Source organism: Georgenia sp. M64, from assembly GCF_038049925.1.
In the GTDB taxonomy this organism is placed as follows: domain Bacteria; phylum Actinomycetota; class Actinomycetes; order Actinomycetales; family Actinomycetaceae; genus Georgenia.
Genome location: NZ_CP145809.1, coordinates 869,983 through 886,789, shown reverse-complemented (window position 1 = coordinate 886,789; position 16,807 = coordinate 869,983). Strand labels below are relative to the sequence as shown.

Below are 16,807 nucleotides of genomic sequence, written 5' to 3'. Positions count from 1 at the left end.
TGCGGGCCCGGACGCCCGCCCGGTGCCTCGTCCTCAGTGGGCGAAGTGGCGCGTCCCGGTGAGGTACATCGTGACCCCGGCGGCCCGGGCGGCCTCGACCACCTCGGCGTCCCGGACGGAGCCGCCGGGGTGGACGACCGCGCGGACCCCGGCGTCGAGGAGGACCTGCAGGCCGTCGGCGAACGGGAAGAACGCGTCGGAGGCGGCCACCGCGCCCCGGGCGCGCTCGGGGGCACCGGCGGCCGACGCGTTCGCCGCGCCGCCCGCCCCGTCGACGTCGCTGCTGACGCCGACCCCGAGGGTGTTCGCCCGCTCGACGGCCAGGCGGCACGAGTCCACCCGGTTCACCTGACCCATGCCCACGCCCACGGAGGCACCGTCGCGGGCGAGGAGGATGGCGTTGGACCGTGCCGCGCGGACCGAGCGCCAGGCGAAGACCAGGTCGGCGAGGGTCGCCTCGTCGGCCGGCTCGCCGGCGGCGAGGGTCCACCCGGCCGGGTCGTCGCCGGGGGCGTCGACCCGGTCCACGGACTGCACGAGGAGCCCACCGCTGACGGGCCTGGTCTCCACGCCCGCCGCGGGGGCGCCGTCGACGCGCAGGAGCCGGATGTTCTTCTTCCGGGCGAGGATCTCCACGGCCTCGGGCTCGAAGCCCGGTGCGAGGACGACCTCGGTGAAGACCTCGGCCACCTGGCGGGCCATCTCGGCGGTGACCGGCCGGTTGGCCGCGATGACGCCGCCGTAGGCGGAGACCGGGTCGCAGGCGTGGGCACGGCGGTGCGCCTCGGCGACGTCCCCGCCGACCGCGATCCCGCAGGGGTTGTTGTGCTTGATGACCGCCACGGCCGGCTGGTCGTGGTCGTGCGCGGCCCGCCAGGCGGCGTCGCCGTCGACGTAGTTGTTGTAGCTCATCGCCTTGCCGTGCAGCTGCTCGGCCTGCGCGAGCCCGACCGGACCGTGACCGTCGGTGTAGAGCGCGGCCCGCTGGTGGGGGTTCTCGCCGTAGCGCAGGACCGCACGGCGGTCCCACGTGGCGCCGATCCACCCCGGGAAGCCGGTGGCCGTCCCGTCGACCTCGTCGTCGGGGCTGAGGACGTTGCCCATCCACGAGGCGACGGCGACGTCGTAGGTGGCGGTGTGGCGGAAGGCTGCGGCCGCGAGCGCCCGGCGCTCCGCCAGGGTGAACCCGCCCTCCGCGGCGGCCCGGGCGACATCGCCGTAGCGGGCCGGGTCCACGACGACGGCGACCGAGGGGTGGTTCTTCGCGGCGGCGCGCACCATCGTGGGACCGCCGATGTCGATCTGCTCGACGCACTCGTCGGGACCGGCGCCCGAGGCCACGGTGGCGGTGAACGGGTAGAGGTTGACGACGACGAGGTCGAAGGGAGCGACGCCGAGCTCGTCGAGCTGCTCGCGGTGCCCCGCCTTGCGGCGGTCGGCGAGGATCCCGGCGTGGACGCGCGGGTGCAGCGTCTTGACCCGACCGTCGAGGCACTCCGGGAAGCCGGTGACCTCCTCGACGCCGGTGACGGGCACGCCGGCGGCGGCGATGCGGGCGGCCGTGGAGCCGGTGGAGACGATCTCCACCCCCGCGGCGTGCAGGGCGCCGGCGAGGTCCTCCAGGCCGGACTTGTCGTAGACCGAGACGAGGGCGCGGCGCAGGGGCACGCGGTCGGTGGGGGCGGCGGGCGGCGTGGTCATGGTCACTCCTGGGTCGACGGCGCGAACAGGGTGCACGGGGCACCCGACCCAGGCACCCAGGCGCGCGGTGCTCCAGCAGGGGAACTGCGGCCGCTCCCCGGTGGTGGTCTCCACCTGGCTCGCCAGTCACGGCCGGGGCCATCCTACCGTGGCCCGCCGGGGGCCGGCGGGCCGGCGACCCGGCCGGTCAGCGGCCGGGACGGACCCGGCGGCCCTCGATGTGCCAGCCCTCGCGGGCGAGCCGGCCGACCTGCTCGACGAGCTGGGCGCGCTCGGCGACCTTGATCCGCTCGGTGAGGGTCTCGACGTCGTCGTCGTCGAGGACCGGCACGGCCACCTGCGCCACGATGACCCCGGTGTCGACGCCCTCGTCGACGAAGAACAGCGTCGCGCCGGCGATGCGCACGCCGTACTCGAGGGCGTCGCGCGGGCCGTGGATCCCGGGGAAGGCGGGCAGGAGGGAGTTGTGGGTGTTGACGTAGCGCCCCGCGAAGGCCGACATGAACCGGGGGCCGCAGAGCTTGAGGAAGCCGGCGGAGATGACCAGGTCGGGCTCGTGCTCGGCCACGGCCGCCGTCAGCGCCTCGTCCCACCGGGCCCGGTCGGCGTGGTCACCCACCCGGCAGACGAAGGTGGGGATGCCGGCCTCGCGCGCCATCGCGACACCGCCGGTGCCGTCGCGGTCCGCGCCGACCGCGACGACCGACGCCCCGTAGGAGGGGTCGGCGGTGGCGTCGAGCAGGGCGGCGAGGTTCGACCCGCCGCCGGAGACGAGGACGACCAGCCGCGCCGGCCGCCCGGCGGGCTCGGTGACGTGGGGGGCGCTCACCTGCGCGAGCGTAGTGCCCCCCTGGGCGATGATGGGCGCATGGCCACCGCACGCCCGCCCGAGCAGACCGACGCGGACCGGGCGCGGGCCATGGGGTGGGTCCGCGCGTTCGGCGCGACCCTGCTCCTGGGTGTCGGCCTGGGGGTGGTCGCCCTCCCCTGGCCCTACCCGTTGCTCTCGGGTGTCCTGTGCCTCGCCGCGCTGGTCCTCGGTGTGGTTGCGCTGGCGCGGCTGCGGCGCGCCCGCGCCGGTCGCGCGCTGCGGCCCGCGCTCGTGGCGGCCCTCGTCCTCGCCGGGGTCCTGAGCGCCACCTCGCTCACGCAGGCGGTGTTCTGGGACGAGTACGACCGGTACGCGCGGTGCGTGCGGTCGGCCCTGACCGGGCAGGCGCAGGACCGCTGCCGCGCTCAGCTCGAGAACGCGCTGGGCGAGCGGCTCGGGATGGGCTAGCGGCCGCGCGGGCGCGCTACGGCGTGGCCGACCACTGGCTCAGCCGCGGACCGGACCAGCGGCCGCCGTCCGGGGCCTGCGGCTGCGCTTCCGGCGGGTCGGCCGGGGGCGTGTCGAGCCGGGCCCACACCGGCGGCCGGGGCGACCCACCGTCCGGACCCGTCGCTGCCCGCCCGCCGCCTTCGGTCGCGACGGCCGTGGCGGTGCCGGTTCCCGCCGTGCCGGGTCCGGCCGGTCCAGGCGGCTCCACCGCCCCGTCCGACTCGTCGCCGGCCAGCCGGCCCGGGACCGTCGGGACGGCGTCGTCGAGGCGTGGGCCGTCGGGGGCGGACGCGGCCTCCCGCCGGTCGGCGCGGGCCGCCCGGTGCTCCTCGACCCGCTGCCGCGCGGCGCTCCCGCCCGCTCCGAGCGCGGCACGGGTGCGCGGGTGAGCCGCCAGGACCGTGAGCAGCGCGGCGCCCCCGACCTGGGCGAGGACGGTGGCCGCGAGGAGAACGGGGTCCGGTCCGACCGTGGCCAGCCGTCCCGGTCCCACCGAGCCCGACGCGGCCGCCGCGAGCAGGAGCACCACCGCGGCGGTGCCGGCGCCGGCCAGCAGGGCCGCGGCGGAGGCGGCGCGCAGACCGCGATCGCCGTCCCTGCGCAGCAGCCACACCCCGGCCGCCAGGCCCACGAGGACCGGCAGGACCGCCACCCACCCCTGACCGGGCGAGCCGGGTGAGGGCAGGGCCCCGAGGAGCGGGACCGCCGGGAGCGGGGCCGTCTGGACGGAGGCCGCGGCGAAGTGGGTGCCCGCGCCGACGGCGAAGCCGGGCCCGGCGATCCAGGCCAGCGCCCAGACGAGCGCGGTCGGCACGTACGCGAGCTGGCCGCCCAGGAGCACCACGGTGCTGACGACGTCGGTGCCGTAGGACTGCTGGATCATGACGATCCGGTCCCAGCCCGCCACGACGGCGACGGCCCCCAGGACGACGGATGCCGCGGTCAGGGCGGCGAGGGACCACAGCGCAGCGAGGAGACCGTCGCGCACCGCGCCGTGGACCCGAGCCGGCAGCACGAGGCGGTCCCGCGCTGCCGCGGTGGCGGCCGCGGTGACCGCCACGAGAGCGGCGCCGGCCAGGGCACCGGCGCGTCCGGCGGGGACCGCGGCGGCGAGGGACAGCAGTGCGGTCGCCCCGACGTAGCCGACAGGCACGAGGGCGGCGGCGGCCACCGAGGTCAGCCGCATCCGGCGGGTCGAGACGTGCACGAGGGCGAGGGAGAGCAGCGCCACACCGAGCGGCACGAGCGAGACGACCGTCCCACCGCCGACCTCGAGCCGCCCGCCGTGGCCCAGGAGCCACAGGGAGGTGCCGGTTCGGGCGGCCCCCTGCCAGGACGCCTCCCCCAGCGCGGGGGCGGCCGCGGTGGCGATGTAGGTCGCGACCGCGGGCACGACGACGGTGAGCCAGCTGAGCACGGCGGCCTCGCCGCCGGCGACCAGCCCGCGCAGCCAGCCCTCCGGCAGGGTGCGGACGCGCTGGGGCCCGGGCACGTCGATGACGACGGGCGGGCGGGTGTCGGTGGTGGCCATCCACCCCATCGTCCGGCCTGCGCGCCGCGGGGCGGTGGTGCGCGCCCCGGCGTGTCGGAAGACGGCGGACGGCGGCCGCCCGGAGGGGCGACCGCCGTCGTGGCGGGGTGCGGGGCGTCAGGCGCCGAGCAGCTCCCGGGCCAGGCGGGCGGTCTCGGACGGCGTCTTGCCGACCTTGACCCCGGCCGCCTCGAGGGCGACCTTCTTGGCCTCGGCGGTGCCGGAGGATCCCGAGACGATGGCGCCGGCGTGGCCCATCGTCTTGCCCTCGGGGGCCGTGAAGCCGGCGACGTAGCCCACCACGGGCTTGGTCACGTGCTCCTTGATGTAGGCGGCCGCACGCTCCTCCGCGTCGCCGCCGATCTCGCCGATCATGACGATGAGCTCGGTCTCCGGGTCCGCCTCGAACGCCTCGAGGGCGTCGATGTGGGTGGTGCCGATGATCGGGTCGCCGCCGATGCCGATGCACGTGGTGAACCCGATGTCGGAGAGCTCGTACATCATCTGGTAGGTCAGCGTGCCGGACTTCGAGACCAGCCCGATCCGGCCCGGACCGGTGATGTTGGCCGGGGTGATGCCGACGTTCGACTGGCCGGGGGTGATGATGCCCGGGCAGTTCGGGCCGATGAGGCGCACACCCTTGGTGCGGGCGTAGGTGAAGAACTCGGCGGTGTCCTTCACGGGCACGCCCTCGGTGATGATGACCACCAGCGGCACGCCGGCGTCGACGGCCTCGATGACGGCGGCCTTGGTGTGGGCCGGCGGGACGAAGATGACCGAGACGTCGGCGCCGGTGGCCTCGCGGGCCTCGGCCACCGAGCCGAAGACCGGGACCGAGACGGTGCCGGTCTGCCGGGTCTCCGCGCCGGGACCGGTGGGCTGGACGTCGAAGTCGACGGCGGTGCCCGCCTTGCGGGGGTTGACCCCGCCGACGATCCGGGTGCCGGCGTCGAGCATGCGGCGGGTGTGGATCTGGCCCATCGCGCCCGTCATGCCCTGGACGAGGACCTTGGAGGAGGAGCTGAGGAGGATCGACATGGGGGTTCCTTACTTCGCGGCGGCGAGCTCGGCGGCCTTGGCCGCGGCGTCGTCCATGGTGGCGACCAGCGTGACGAGGGGGTGGGCGGCGTCGGCGAGGATCTTGCGGCCGGCCTCCACGTTGTTCCCGTCCAGGCGCACCACGAGGGGCTTGTTCTCCTTGTCGCCGAGGATCTCCAGGGCCTTGACGATGCCCGTGGCGACCTCGTCGCAGGCGGTGATCCCGCCGAAGACGTTGACGAACACCGACTTCACCTGGGGGTCGCCGAGGATGACGTCGAGGCCGTTGGCCATCACCTGGGCGTTGGCGCCGCCGCCGATGTCGAGGAAGTTGGCGGGCTTGACCCCGTGGGCCTCGCCGGCGTAGGCGACGACGTCGAGGGTGGACATCACCAGCCCGGCGCCGTTGCCGATGATGCCGACCTCGCCGTCGAGCTTGACGTAGTTGAGGTCGAGCTCCTTGGCCCTGGCCTCGAGGGGGTCGGTGGCCGCCCGGTCGACGAGGTCGGCGTGGTCGGGGTGCCGGAACGCCGCGTTCTCGTCCAGGGTGACCTTGCCGTCGAGCGCGATGACCGCGCCGTCCTCGGTGCGCACGAGCGGGTTGACCTCGACGAGGGTGGCGTCCTCCTCGGTGTAGACCGTCCAGAGCTTCTGGAAGACGGCGGCGACCTCGTCGGCGAGCTCGGGCGCGAACCCGGCCTGCGCGGCGATCTCGGCGGCCTTGGCCGCGTCGATCCCGACCGTCGGGTCGACCGCGACGCGCGCGAGCGCCTCCGGACGCTCGACGGCGAGCTGCTCGATCTCCACGCCGCCCTCGACCGAGGCCATGGCGAGGTAGCGCCGCTCGCTGCGGTCCAGCAGCACGGAGAAGTAGTACTCCTCCGCGATCCGGGCGCCCTCGGCGACCATCACACGGTGGACGGTGTGGCCCTTGATGTCCATGCCGAGGATCTCGGCCGCGCGGGCCTCCGCCTCCTCGGGGCTGTGGGCCAGCTTGACGCCGCCGGCCTTGCCGCGCCCGCCCGTCTTGACCTGCGCCTTGACGACGACCGTGCCGCCGCCCAGCTGCTCCGCGGCGGCGCGCGCCTCGGCCGGTGTCGTCGCGACGATCCCGCGCAGCACGGGGACCCCGTGCTTCTCGAAAACGTCCCGAGCCTGGTACTCGAAGAGATCCACCCGACTGCGTCCTTCCGTTGACATGGCGAGATGCCTCGACGTCAAGACATCTCGGGGAAGACTACCGCGCCGTGGCGGCGGTCTCACCCCGGCGGGGCCGCCGTCTCGCCGCCGGCCGGATCACCGGTCCCCGTCCCGGGGCTCACCGTGGACCCCTCCGCAGGGTTGGCCGTGGGGTTCTCCGCGGGGTTCGCCGCGGGGGCGTCGCCGGGCTCGCCCGGCAGGGTCACGGGCACGCCGGTGAGCCGCTCGGACAGCTCGGCGAAGGCCTTCTCCACGACCGAGGCGTACAGGTGCGCCCCCTCGATCCCGGGGTGGATCCCGTCGGCCTGGAGGAGCTCGGGCCGGGCGGAGATGGCCCCGTGCCAGTCGGCCACGACCGCGTGGGGGTAGTCGGCCACGATCCGGGCGAGGGTGGCGTTCGCCTCCGGCACCCAGGCGCTGCCGCCGTAGAGGTTGACCACGACGATCATCCGGTCGGGCCCGAGGGCGTCCAGGACACGTCGCACCAGGGCCTCGTCGGTGACGCCGGCGTTCGTGCCGTAGTCGAGGAAGACCGCCCGGCGCACCGTCCCCTCGGCGAGCCGGGCCCGCACGGCCCGCTCGCCGTCGGGCCACTGCAGGATCGAGCGCGCGTCCAGCATGATCCCGGGGAAGCGGTACTCCAGACCGTCCTTGCTGGTGACGACGATCGAGTCGCCGAACCCGGTGATCTCCTCCCCGGTGGGCATCGAGCGGTCGGCCTCGACCACCTCGACCACCTCGGCCTCCTCCGCGGAGGCGTCCACCTCCGCCTGCGCCGCCTCGATCGCGATCTGGGTCTGCGAGCGCTCGGGAGCGACGGCGACGGCGGCCCCCGAGGCGAGGACGAGGGCCACGGCCGCGCCGGCGCCGGCCCGCGCCACGACGCGCCGGCCCCGCAGCGGGCTCCACAGGGCGGCGCCGGCACGGCGGAGGCTGTGGCGGAACCCGTGCTCGCGGACCGGCCCCTCGAGCCACCGGAACGACGCAGCGGCCAGGACGAGGGTCACGGTGAGGGAGAGCCCCCGCACGCCCCAGTGCGCGGCCGAGTCGTGCGCGGTGGGGATCGCCTGGGCCAGGACGAGGATGACCGGCCAGTGCCACAGGTAGATGCCGTAGGAGCGCTGCCCCAGCCACTCCAGCGGCCGCAGCCGCATGAGCCGGCGGTACGGCCCGGCCGGTGCCAGCAGCCCCGCGACGAGGACGGCGGTCAGCACGCTCGCGAGGAGGATGCCCCCGCGGAACGTCAGGGGCCCGGACTGGCGCAGGGTCAGCATGAGCGCCACGAGCCCGGCCAGGGCGACCAGGACGGCTGGTCCCGCCCACCGCCGGGCAGCGGCCGGCAACGGGCCGCCCGCCAGGGCGAAGGCGAGGGCGGCGCCGATCATGAGGCCGAACGCGTGGGTGTCGGTGCCGTAGTAGACGCGGGTGGCGTCCGCCCCGGGGGTGTGCAGCAGGGCCATTCCCAGGGCGGACGCCCCCGCAGCGGTCAGGGCGATCCGCGCCCGGGTCCGCGCGGCGGACGTAGCGGCGACGACGAGGGCGAGCAGCAGGGGCCACAGGAGGTAGAACTGCTCCTCCACCGCCAGCGACCAGAAGTTGACGAAGAGCTGCGGCGCGGTGGCCGTGAAGTAGGACGAGCCGGCACCGATCTCGAGCCAGTTGCTCGAGAACGTCAGCGCCCCCAGCGCCTGGCGGCCGATCCCGACGAGCAGGTCCGTCCCGGCCAGCCACGCGGCGGGGATGGTCACCACGACGACCGCGACGAGCGCGGGAAGCAGCCGGCGGGCACGCCGCACCCAGAACCGCGGCAGGTCGATGCGGCCGCGGTCGTCGAGCTCACGCAGCAGCAGGGTGGTGATGAGGAAGCCGGACACGACGAAGAACACGTCGACGCCCAGGTAGCCGCCGGGGAGGGACTCCGGCCGCAGGTGGTAGACCAGGACCGCTGCGATCGCCAGGGCCCGCAGCCCGTCGAGCCCCTCGATGCGCCCGGCGCCACGGCGGGGCGCACGGGCGGCGACCGGACGCGGACGTCGCTCCTGGACCTGCGTGGCCATCTGCGCCTCCCCGGGTTCCCCGACGGGTCCAGGCTAGGGTCGGCCCCTCGCCCGGCCCGGCAGGCGCGCGGGTGTCGCGGACGACGCCGGCCCGCGGCCCGGGCGCCGCCGTCGGCGGGCGTCCCGGGCGGGTCCCGGACCGGGGTCCCGGCGGGAGGCCTCCCGGGTAGGCCATGATGGTCCGGTCGCAACGCCGGAGGGGGACCAGTGGACGTCAGCTCGCGCCTGGGCGTGCTCACCAGCGGGGGTGACGCCCAGGGCATGAACGCCGCCGTGCGCGCCGTGGTGCGCACCGGCCTGCACCTCGGGGCGGAGGTCTTCGCCGTCGACGACGGGTGGCAGGGCGCCGTGGACGGTCGCATCCGCGCCCTGGCGTGGGACGACGTCGGCAGCATCCTCAACCGCGGCGGCACCGTCATCGGCACCGCCCGCTCGGCGGACTTCCGCACCCGGCCGGGCAGGCTCCGCGCCGCCCGCAACCTCCTCCGGCGCGGCATCGACCGTCTCGTCGTCGTCGGCGGGGACGGCAGCCTCACCGGCACCGAGCTCTTCCGCACCGAGTGGCCCGGTCTGCTCGAGGAGCTCGTGGCCACCGGCGAGCTCGACGCCGCCACCGCCGCGGCGCACCCCGAGCTCTTCGTGGCCGGTCTCGTCGGCTCCATCGACAACGACATGGTCGGCACCGAGATGACCATCGGCGCCGACTCGGCGCTGCACCGCATCGTCGAGGCCCTCGACGCCATCGCCAGCACCGCCGCGAGCCACCAGCGCACCTTCGTCGTGGAGGTGATGGGCCGGCACTGCGGGTACCTCGCGCTCATGGCGGCCGTCGCGGGCGGGAGCGACTACGTCCTCATCCCCGAGTCCCCGCCCGCGCCGGGCTGGGAGGAGGAGATGGTGGACAAGCTCCGCGACTCCCGCGCCGCCGGACGCCGCGAGTCGATGGTCCTCGTGGCCGAGGGGGCCCGGGACCGGGCGGGCGCGCCCATCACCGCCGACTACGTGCGCGGGGTCCTGCAGGACCGGCTCTCCGAGGACGCCCGGGTGACGATCCTCGGGCACGTCCAGCGCGGCGGGGCGCCCTCCGCGTACGACCGGTGGATGAGCACCCTGCTCGGCTACGCCGCCGCGCAGGAGGTCCTCTCCGCCGAGCCGGGCGGGGAGCCCCACGTGGTCGGGGTGCGGCACAACCGCATCACCCTGCTCCCGCTCGTCGAGGCCGTCAGCGCGACACGCGCCGTCGCCACCGCCGTGGACGCCGGCGACTACGCGGGGGCGATGACCGCGCGCGGGTCGAGCTTCACGGAGATGGTGCGCACGTACGCCACGATGTCGCGCCCACCGGTCGCCTCCGCGCCGGGCCCGCGGCGGCGGGTCGCTGTCCTGCACGCCGGCGGCCTGGCCCCCGGCATGAACACCGCCGCCCGGGCCGCGGTGCGCCTCGGGATCGACCGCGGCATGACGGTCCTGGGCGTCAACGGCGGTTTCCCCGGACTCATCGACGGTGACGTCGCCGAGCTCGCCTGGCACGACGTCGAGGGCTGGGTCGGCGAGGGCGGTGCCGGTCTGGGCACCCGCCGGGCGGTCCCCGAGGTCGAGCAGCTCTACGCCCTCGGCCGCGCCATCGAGCGGCTCGAGCTCGACGGCCTGCTCATCATCGGCGGGTTCAACGCCTACCTCGCGGCCCACCGCATGGTCAGCGAACGGGACCGCTATCCCGCGTTCCAGCTGCCGATCGTGTGCGTCCCGGCGAGCATCGACAACAACCTGCCCGGCTCGGAGCTGTCCATCGGGGCCGACACGGCGCTGAACAACATCGTCGAGGCCCTGGACAAGATCAAGCAGTCCGCGAGCGCGGCCAAGCGGTGCTTCGTCGTCGAGACGATGGGGCGGCGCTGCGGCTACCTCGCGCTCATGGCCGGGCTGGCCGCCGGCGCCGAACGGGTCTACCTGCCCGAAGAGGGCATGAGCCTGGCCGAGCTCGCCACGGACACCGAGCGCATGGTGGCCAGCTTCCGGGCCGGGCGCCGGCTGTTCCTGGCCATCCGCAACGAGACCGCCTCCGACCTGTACACCACCGACGTCCTCGCCCGGATCTTCCAGGAGGAGGGGCACGGCCTGTACGACGTGCGCCAGGCGGTCCTCGGACACCTCCAGCAGGGCGGGAACCCCTCGCCGTTCGACCGCATCCTCGCCACCCGGCTCGTCTCCCACGCGATCGCGGACCTCGCCGGCCAGCTCGAGACCGGCACGGCCGAGGGCCGCTACCTCGGCCTGGTGGGCAGCGACGTCGTCGCCCACCCGCTCGTGCACATGGACGAGGAGGTCGACCTGTCCGCCCGCCGGCCGCGGCACCAGTGGTGGCTCGGCCTGCGTCCCGCGATCGAGGCGGTCTCGCGCCAGGGCACCCCGGCCGGTGAGGCGCTGCCGGTGCTCCGGGCCTGAGCGGGCCGCGGCTACAGCTTCGTCACCGGTGAGTAGCGCAGGAGCAGACGCTTGACCTGCCCACCGCCGAAGTCGATCTTCGCCACGGCCGAGCTGCCGGACCCCTCGAGGCCGACGACGGTCCCGACGCCGTAGCTGTCGTGGGTGACCTTGTCCCCCAGGTCCAGGCCGGGAACGTCCGCGCGGGGGGTGGCGGAGCCGAGCTTCGCCCCCGTCGACTCGAGCTTGCCGGTGCGCACCGGTCCGGACCGAGCCGGGCCCCGCCGGCCGTCACCGGCCCTGCCCTCGGTGGAGCGGTAGCCCGGCCCGGCCGTGCGGAACCCCGACCCGGCCCGGCCGCGCAGGGTGTCCATCGAGGACTCGGCCCGCCGCCAGTCCAGCAGCGACCCGGGGATGTCGTCGAGGAACCGGGACGCGGGCAGCTCCTGGGGCATCCCCCAGGCGGTGCGCACCGCGGCCCGGGAGAGGTAGAGCCGCTGTCGGGCGCGGGTGAGCGCGACGTACGCCAGTCGTCGCTCCTCGGAGAGCTGGTCCTCCTCCATGAGCGAGCGCTGGTGCGGGAAGGTGCCGTCCTCCATCCCGGTGACGAAGACGACCGGGAACTCCAGCCCCTTGGCGGTGTGCACGGTCATGAGGGTGACCTGACCGGCCTCCTGGCCCGCGGCATCGGGGATCTGGTCGCTGTCGGCCACGAGCGAGACCCGCTCGAGGAAGTCCCCGAGACCACCCTTGGCATCCTGCTCGGAGAACTCCGCGGCCACGGCGTGGAGCTCGGCGAGGTTCTCCACGCGGGTCGCGTCCTGCGGGTCCTCGCTCGCCCGCAGCTCGGCGAGGTAGCCCGAGCGGTCCAGCGCGGCGTCGAGGACCTCCGCCGGGCGTGCACCCGCCGCGTCCATGGCGCGCAGGTCCTCCATGAGCTGGTGGAAGGCGCGGACCTGGGTGCGGGCGCGGGTGGCCAGGCCGAGGACCTCGGGCACCGGCAGGCCGTCGCGGGTGGCGCCCGGCTCGGCCGCGGCGTCGGCGATCGCGGCACCGAAGGAGACCCGCTCCCGCTCGGCGTGGGCGGCGATCATCGCCTCGGCGCGGTCGCCCAGACCCCGCTTGGGGACGTTGAGGATGCGCCGCAGGTTGACGGCGTCGTCGGGGTTGGCGACGGCACGCAGGTAGGCGACGGCGTCCTTGATCTCCTTGCGCTCGTAGAAGCGGGTCCCGCCGACCACCTTGTACGGGATGCCGGTCCGGACCATCACCTCCTCCAGCGCGCGGGACTGGGCGTTGGTGCGGTAGAAGACGGCGACGTCGCCCGGCCGGGTGCCGTCGGCCGCGGCGAGGCGGTCGATCTCCTCGGCGATGAACCTGGCCTCCTCGTGCTCGGAGTCGGCGACGTAGCCGACGACGAGCGGTCCCTCGCCCGAGTCGGTCCACAGGTTCTTCGCGCGCCGGCCGGGGTTGCGCGAGATGACGGCGTTGGCCGCGGAGAGGATGTTCTGGGTGGAGCGGTAGTTCTGCTCGAGCAGGATGGTCGTCGCGCTCGGGTAGTCCTCCTCGAACTCGAGGATGTTGCGGATGGTGGCCCCGCGGAAGGCGTAGATGGACTGGTCGGCGTCGCCGACCACCGTCAGCTCGGCCGGGGGCAGGCCGTCGCGGTCGCCGGCGCCGTCGGCGTCCCGGTCGACCCCGGCGAGCTCGCGCACGAGCACGTACTGGGCGTGGTTGGTGTCCTGGTACTCGTCGACGAGGACGTGGCGGAACCGCCGGCGGTAGTGCTCGGCCACGGCGGGGAAGGCCTGGAGCAGGTTGACGGTGACCATGATGAGGTCGTCGAAGTCGAGCGCGTGCGCCTGGCGCAGGCGCTGGTTGTACAGCGTGTAGGCCTGGGCGAGGGCGGAGTCGAAGGAGTTGGCCGAGCTGACCGTGGCGGCGTAGTCCTCGGGGTCGACGAGCTCGTTCTTGAGGTCGGAGACCTTCCGGGAGAACGTCTTGGGCGGGTACTTCTTGGGGTCGAGGTCGAGCTGGCGGCACACCAGGGTCATGAGCCGCTGGGAGTCGGCCGCGTCGTAGATCGAGAAGCTCGAGCGCAGCCCGAGGGTGGCGTGCTCCTTGCGCAGGATGCGCACGCACGCGGAGTGGAAGGTCGAGACCCACATCCGCCGCGCGTCGGGGCCCACGAGGTGCTCGACCCGCTCGCGCATCTCGGCCGCGGCCTTGTTGGTGAAGGTGATCGCGAGGATCTCCCCCGGCCGGGCCCGGCCGGTGGCGAGCAGGTGCGCGATGCGGTTCGTCAGGACCCGGGTCTTGCCCGAGCCGGCGCCGGCGACGATGAGCAGCGGGCCGCCGGTGTGCACGACCGCCGCGCGCTGCTGGGGGTTGAGCCCCTCGAGGAGGGCTGCCTCGTCCGGCCGGCCACGGCCGGCGGTGGACAGCCCGGCGCGCCGGCGGGCCCGCTCCACCGGGTCCGCGGCGACGTCGCGGGCGCTCCCGGGCGGGTCGTCACCGACCGGGCGCCCGGTGGGCAGGTCGTCGCGCGGGGGGACGGCGGAGGGCAGCCGGTCGGTGGTGGACAGGCCGGGCAGCGGGAGGTTGTCGAACAAGGTGTTCATCTCACCCCAAGGGTAAGCGGCTCCACCGACACCGCTGCACGCGGCCCACAGGGTCAGGTGAGGAGCAGCCCCACGACCCACGCCCCGGTGGCGACCAGAGCACCGGCGAGCTCGATGAGGATGGTCAGGCCCGTCGCCTTCATGGCCACGACGGTCGCGCGCCACGCGTCGGCGTGGTTGCGTCGTCGGCCGGTCTCGGCGAGGTAGACGCCGAGGACGAACCCCAGCGGCAGACCCACCACGGGCACCACGAAGAAACCGACGACGCCGAGCGCGGCACCCACGACCATGGTGCGGCCCGGGACGCCCGCCCCGGTGAGGTAGCGGCCCGCGAGCAGGTACTTCGCGACCCCGGCGAGGACCACGGCGAGCGTGGCGACGACGACGACCGTCCACCCCACGGCCCCGCCGGTGACGACGCCCCAGACAGCCACCGCCGCCAGGACGATGATGCTGCCGGGGTAGAGCTGGATGATCGCGCCGACGATGCCGATCGCGACGGCGACACCGACGAGCAGCTCACCGAACGGGTCCATGCGGGCCTCCTGGGGGACGGGTCGGGTGGGTGCTCAGCGCCAGAGCACCGCGACGGCGATGTTGAGGACCGTCAGCCCCGCGACGGACCCGACGAGGGCGGTGGTGGCCCTCTCCTCCCGGCGGGCGCCGTAGATCGCCAGCGCGGTGACGGCCAGGGCGACCACGAGCTTGACGGCGATCTTGACGTTGTCGACGTCCCGGTCGCCCATCTCCGCCACGCCCACGAGCAGGATCCCGGCCACGAGGGCGGTCAGCGCGCCGTGCGTGACGCCCTTGACGATCCGCGGCGGGCGCAGGTTGGTCACGGTGGCGCCGAGCACGATGGCCCAGCCGATCATGTGGATGACGAGGAGGATGCCGGAGAGGGTAGACATGGTCGTCACCCTAAGGGGCGTCGCCGACGCCCCGGCGCCACGCCGGCGCCGGCCGGGCGGAGAGGCTCCTCACAGCGCACGCGTCACAGGAGACGGCGGGCTGCGGCCCACCGGGTGAGCTCGTGGCGCGAGGACAGCTGGAGCTTGCGCAGCACCGCCGAGACGTGTGTCTCGACCGTCTTGACCGAGATGAACAGCTCGGCGGCGACCTCCTTGTAGGTGTACCCGCGGGCGATGAGGCGCATGACCTCCTGCTCCCGGGCCGAGAGCCGGTCGAGCTCGTCGTCGTGCACGGCGACGTCCGCCGCCCCGGTGCCGAACGCGTCGAGGACGAACCCGGCGAGGCGGGGGCTGAACGCGGCGTCGCCGGCGGCGACGCGCCGGATCGCCTCGGCCAGCTCGGTGGCGGTGATCGCCTTGGTGACGTAGCCCCGTGCGCCGGCACGGATGACGGCGACGACGTCCTCGGAGGCGTCCGAGACCGACAGGGCGAGGAACCGGGTGGTGGCGAGGCGATCGGCGCACCGGGTGACCACCTCGGCCCCGCCGCCGCCCTGGCCGCCGGGGAGGTGGACGTCGAGCAGGACCACCTCAGGTGCCAGGGCGTGCACGGCCGCGACGGCGCCCTCGACGTCCTCGGCCTCGCCGACGACGTCGACGTCGGGGGCGTGGCGGCCGAGCTCGGCCCGGACACCGGTGCGCACCAGCGCGTGGTCGTCGACGATGAGGACGCGGATCCCCGGCTGCTCGCTCATGACTGTTCCTTCCTCGGCATGACCAGGTGGACCTCGGTGCCCGTCGCGCGTGAGCGGACCACGGCGCGCCCCCCGTGCCGGGCCATCCGGCCCACGATGGACTCGCGGACGCCGTGCCGGTCGGCGGGGACGGCCGACGGGTCGAAGCCGTCGCCCCGGTCGCGCACGAAGACCTCGACCGCCTCGGGCCCCACCTCGACGTAGAGGCTGACCGGCGGCCGTCCGTGGGCCACGGCGTTCGCGAGGGCCTCGCGCGCGGCGGCGGCGAGGACGGCCGTCTCGGGACCCGGCTCGGCGTCGCCGGCGGTGACCACCTCGATCGGCACCCCGCGCAGGTCCTCGACCTCGGCGGCCACCTGGCGCACCACGGCCGCGGTGGAGGTCCCCGGCTCGGGCCGGTCGGTGTAGAGCCAGTCGCGCAGCTCGCGCTCCTGGGCGCGGGCGAGCCGCGCCACCTCCTCGTTGTCCCCGGCGCGGGCACGGATCATCGACAGCGTCTGGAGCACCGAGTCGTGCAGGTGCGCGGCGATGTCGGCCCGCTCGGCCTCCCGGGCGCGGGCGACCCGTTCGGCGCCCAGCTCCCGGACCAGGCGCAGGAGCAGGGGGGCGAGGACGACGGCCACGCCGAAGACGATGGCCAGGCCCGCGGCGGCGCCGCTGAGGAGGACCCAGGGGTTCTCGCCCCGGCCGACGAGCAGGAGCGCGCCCACGACGGCGAGGGCGACGCCGGCGCCGACCCGCGCCACCACGGCGCCCCGTCGGGTCGGGCTCGCGCCGGCCCGGGCGACCTCGGCGAGCTGGCCCCAGGCGAGTGCCGCACCGGCCGCGACGACCAGCGCCGGCACCACCCACGAGGCGCTCGGCGCGAGGTCGGCGCGCCACAGGAGCAGCATGCCGGCGGTGAGGAGAAGCACCACCGCGATGGCGACGTCGCGCGCGGGGCCGGAGAGCGTCCCGAGGCGCAGCCGGGGGGCGAGGCGCTGCCCGGCACCGCCGGAGCCGTCGGTGACCGGCACGGTGACCCACAGCCACAGGTACATCGCGACCCCGGCGCCGGCGACGAAGGAGGCGAGGACGAAGATCCAGCGCGTCGTCGTCACCGGCAGGCCGAGGTGGGCGGCCACCCCCGCGCACACACCCGCGACCGCGCGGCCGTCGCGCGGACGGCGCAGCGGCACGCGCACGGAGGGGACGGCGGCGCTCACGTCCTCATCCTCACACGCTCTCCCCGGCGGCGAGGCCCGCCCG

General features: G+C 75.2%; 13 protein-coding genes and 1 riboswitch. Of the genes, 2 read left to right on the top strand and 11 right to left on the bottom strand.

The window, feature by feature from the left end; genetic code table 11:
• Nucleotides 1-33 precede the first annotated feature (33 nt).
• Both purH and purN read right to left on the bottom strand, forming a co-directional pair.
• Nucleotides 34-1,701 carry a bifunctional phosphoribosylaminoimidazolecarboxamide formyltransferase/IMP cyclohydrolase gene (purH, locus tag AAEM63_RS03985; RefSeq protein ID WP_341360361.1) on the bottom strand — a complete coding sequence of 556 codons (1,668 nt, stop codon included), beginning with the start codon at nt 1,699-1,701 and terminating at the stop codon, nt 34-36.
• 47 nt (nt 1,702-1,748) lie between these two features.
• Nucleotides 1,749-1,841: riboswitch (ZMP/ZTP riboswitch) on the bottom strand.
• A gap of 47 nt (nt 1,842-1,888) precedes the next feature.
• Nucleotides 1,889-2,530 (bottom strand): phosphoribosylglycinamide formyltransferase, encoded by a 642-nt coding sequence (gene purN / locus AAEM63_RS03980; protein WP_341360360.1) that lies wholly within the window; start codon nt 2,528-2,530, stop codon nt 1,889-1,891.
• Between the two features lie 39 nt (nt 2,531-2,569).
• Between purN and AAEM63_RS03975 the strand changes: the two genes are divergently transcribed.
• Entirely contained in the window at nt 2,570-2,980 is a 411-nt protein-coding gene (locus AAEM63_RS03975; RefSeq protein WP_341360359.1) for a hypothetical protein, read from the top strand.
• A 16-nt stretch (nt 2,981-2,996) separates the two neighbouring features.
• Here AAEM63_RS03975 and AAEM63_RS03970 read toward each other — a convergent pair whose 3' ends face one another.
• From AAEM63_RS03970 to AAEM63_RS03955, 4 genes are all read right to left on the bottom strand, one after another.
• Complete coding sequence (locus AAEM63_RS03970; protein ID WP_341360358.1) at nt 2,997-4,553, bottom strand: DUF6350 family protein; 1,557 nt, start codon at nt 4,551-4,553, stop codon at nt 2,997-2,999.
• Between the two features lie 117 nt (nt 4,554-4,670).
• Nucleotides 4,671-5,591, bottom strand: coding sequence for a succinate--CoA ligase subunit alpha (gene sucD / locus AAEM63_RS03965; protein WP_341360357.1), 921 nt, complete (start codon nt 5,589-5,591; stop codon nt 4,671-4,673).
• Between the two features lie 9 nt (nt 5,592-5,600).
• Nucleotides 5,601-6,767 carry an ADP-forming succinate--CoA ligase subunit beta gene (sucC, locus tag AAEM63_RS03960; protein ID WP_341360356.1) on the bottom strand — a complete coding sequence of 389 codons (1,167 nt, stop codon included), beginning with the start codon at nt 6,765-6,767 and terminating at the stop codon, nt 5,601-5,603.
• Between the two features lie 83 nt (nt 6,768-6,850).
• Entirely contained in the window at nt 6,851-8,848 is a 1,998-nt protein-coding gene (locus AAEM63_RS03955; protein WP_341360355.1) for an acyltransferase family protein, read from the bottom strand.
• Between the two features lie 207 nt (nt 8,849-9,055).
• On the opposite strand from AAEM63_RS03955, the gene AAEM63_RS03950 reads away from it, so the two are divergent.
• Nucleotides 9,056-11,293: a 6-phosphofructokinase gene (locus AAEM63_RS03950; protein ID WP_341360354.1), complete on the top strand. Its 2,238-nt coding sequence runs from the start codon at nt 9,056-9,058 to the stop codon at nt 11,291-11,293.
• Between the two features lie 11 nt (nt 11,294-11,304).
• On the opposite strand, the gene pcrA is transcribed toward AAEM63_RS03950, so the two are convergent.
• From pcrA to AAEM63_RS03925, 5 genes are all read right to left on the bottom strand, one after another.
• Complete coding sequence (gene pcrA / locus AAEM63_RS03945; RefSeq protein WP_341360353.1) at nt 11,305-13,893, bottom strand: DNA helicase PcrA; 2,589 nt, start codon at nt 13,891-13,893, stop codon at nt 11,305-11,307.
• 53 nt (nt 13,894-13,946) lie between these two features.
• On the bottom strand, nt 13,947-14,429 hold the full coding sequence (locus AAEM63_RS03940) for a DUF456 domain-containing protein (RefSeq protein ID WP_341360352.1): 483 nt from the start codon (nt 14,427-14,429) through the stop codon (nt 13,947-13,949).
• A gap of 33 nt (nt 14,430-14,462) precedes the next feature.
• Nucleotides 14,463-14,804 carry a hypothetical protein gene (locus AAEM63_RS03935; protein WP_341360351.1) on the bottom strand — a complete coding sequence of 114 codons (342 nt, stop codon included), beginning with the start codon at nt 14,802-14,804 and terminating at the stop codon, nt 14,463-14,465.
• An 83-nt stretch (nt 14,805-14,887) separates the two neighbouring features.
• Complete coding sequence (locus tag AAEM63_RS03930) at nt 14,888-15,559, bottom strand: response regulator transcription factor (RefSeq protein ID WP_123917251.1); 672 nt, start codon at nt 15,557-15,559, stop codon at nt 14,888-14,890.
• The gene (locus tag AAEM63_RS03925) at nt 15,556-16,764 is read right to left on the bottom strand and encodes a PspC domain-containing protein (RefSeq protein ID WP_341360350.1); all 1,209 of its coding nucleotides are present in this window, start codon (nt 16,762-16,764) and stop codon (nt 15,556-15,558) included. Before AAEM63_RS03925 ends, AAEM63_RS03930 begins: the two co-directional genes overlap by 4 nt.
• Between the last annotated feature and the right edge of the window lie 43 nt (nt 16,765-16,807).

What these genes read in the sequence shown, in the direction of transcription:
- purH (WP_341360361.1), bottom strand. Translation starts at nt 1,701, where the DNA reads ATGACCACGCCGCCCGCCGCCCCCACCGACCGCGTGCCCCTGCGCCGC.
- AAEM63_RS03975 (WP_341360359.1), top strand. Translation starts at nt 2,570, where the DNA reads ATGGCCACCGCACGCCCGCCCGAGCAGACCGACGCGGACCGGGCGCGG.
- AAEM63_RS03970 (WP_341360358.1), bottom strand. Translation starts at nt 4,553, where the DNA reads ATGGCCACCACCGACACCCGCCCGCCCGTCGTCATCGACGTGCCCGGG.
- sucD (WP_341360357.1), bottom strand. Translation starts at nt 5,591, where the DNA reads ATGTCGATCCTCCTCAGCTCCTCCTCCAAGGTCCTCGTCCAGGGCATG.
- AAEM63_RS03955 (WP_341360355.1), bottom strand. Translation starts at nt 8,848, where the DNA reads ATGGCCACGCAGGTCCAGGAGCGACGTCCGCGTCCGGTCGCCGCCCGT.
- pcrA (WP_341360353.1), bottom strand. Translation starts at nt 13,893, where the DNA reads ATGAACACCTTGTTCGACAACCTCCCGCTGCCCGGCCTGTCCACCACC.
- AAEM63_RS03940 (WP_341360352.1), bottom strand. Translation starts at nt 14,429, where the DNA reads ATGGACCCGTTCGGTGAGCTGCTCGTCGGTGTCGCCGTCGCGATCGGC.
- AAEM63_RS03935 (WP_341360351.1), bottom strand. Translation starts at nt 14,804, where the DNA reads ATGTCTACCCTCTCCGGCATCCTCCTCGTCATCCACATGATCGGCTGG.
- AAEM63_RS03930 (WP_123917251.1), bottom strand. Translation starts at nt 15,559, where the DNA reads ATGAGCGAGCAGCCGGGGATCCGCGTCCTCATCGTCGACGACCACGCG.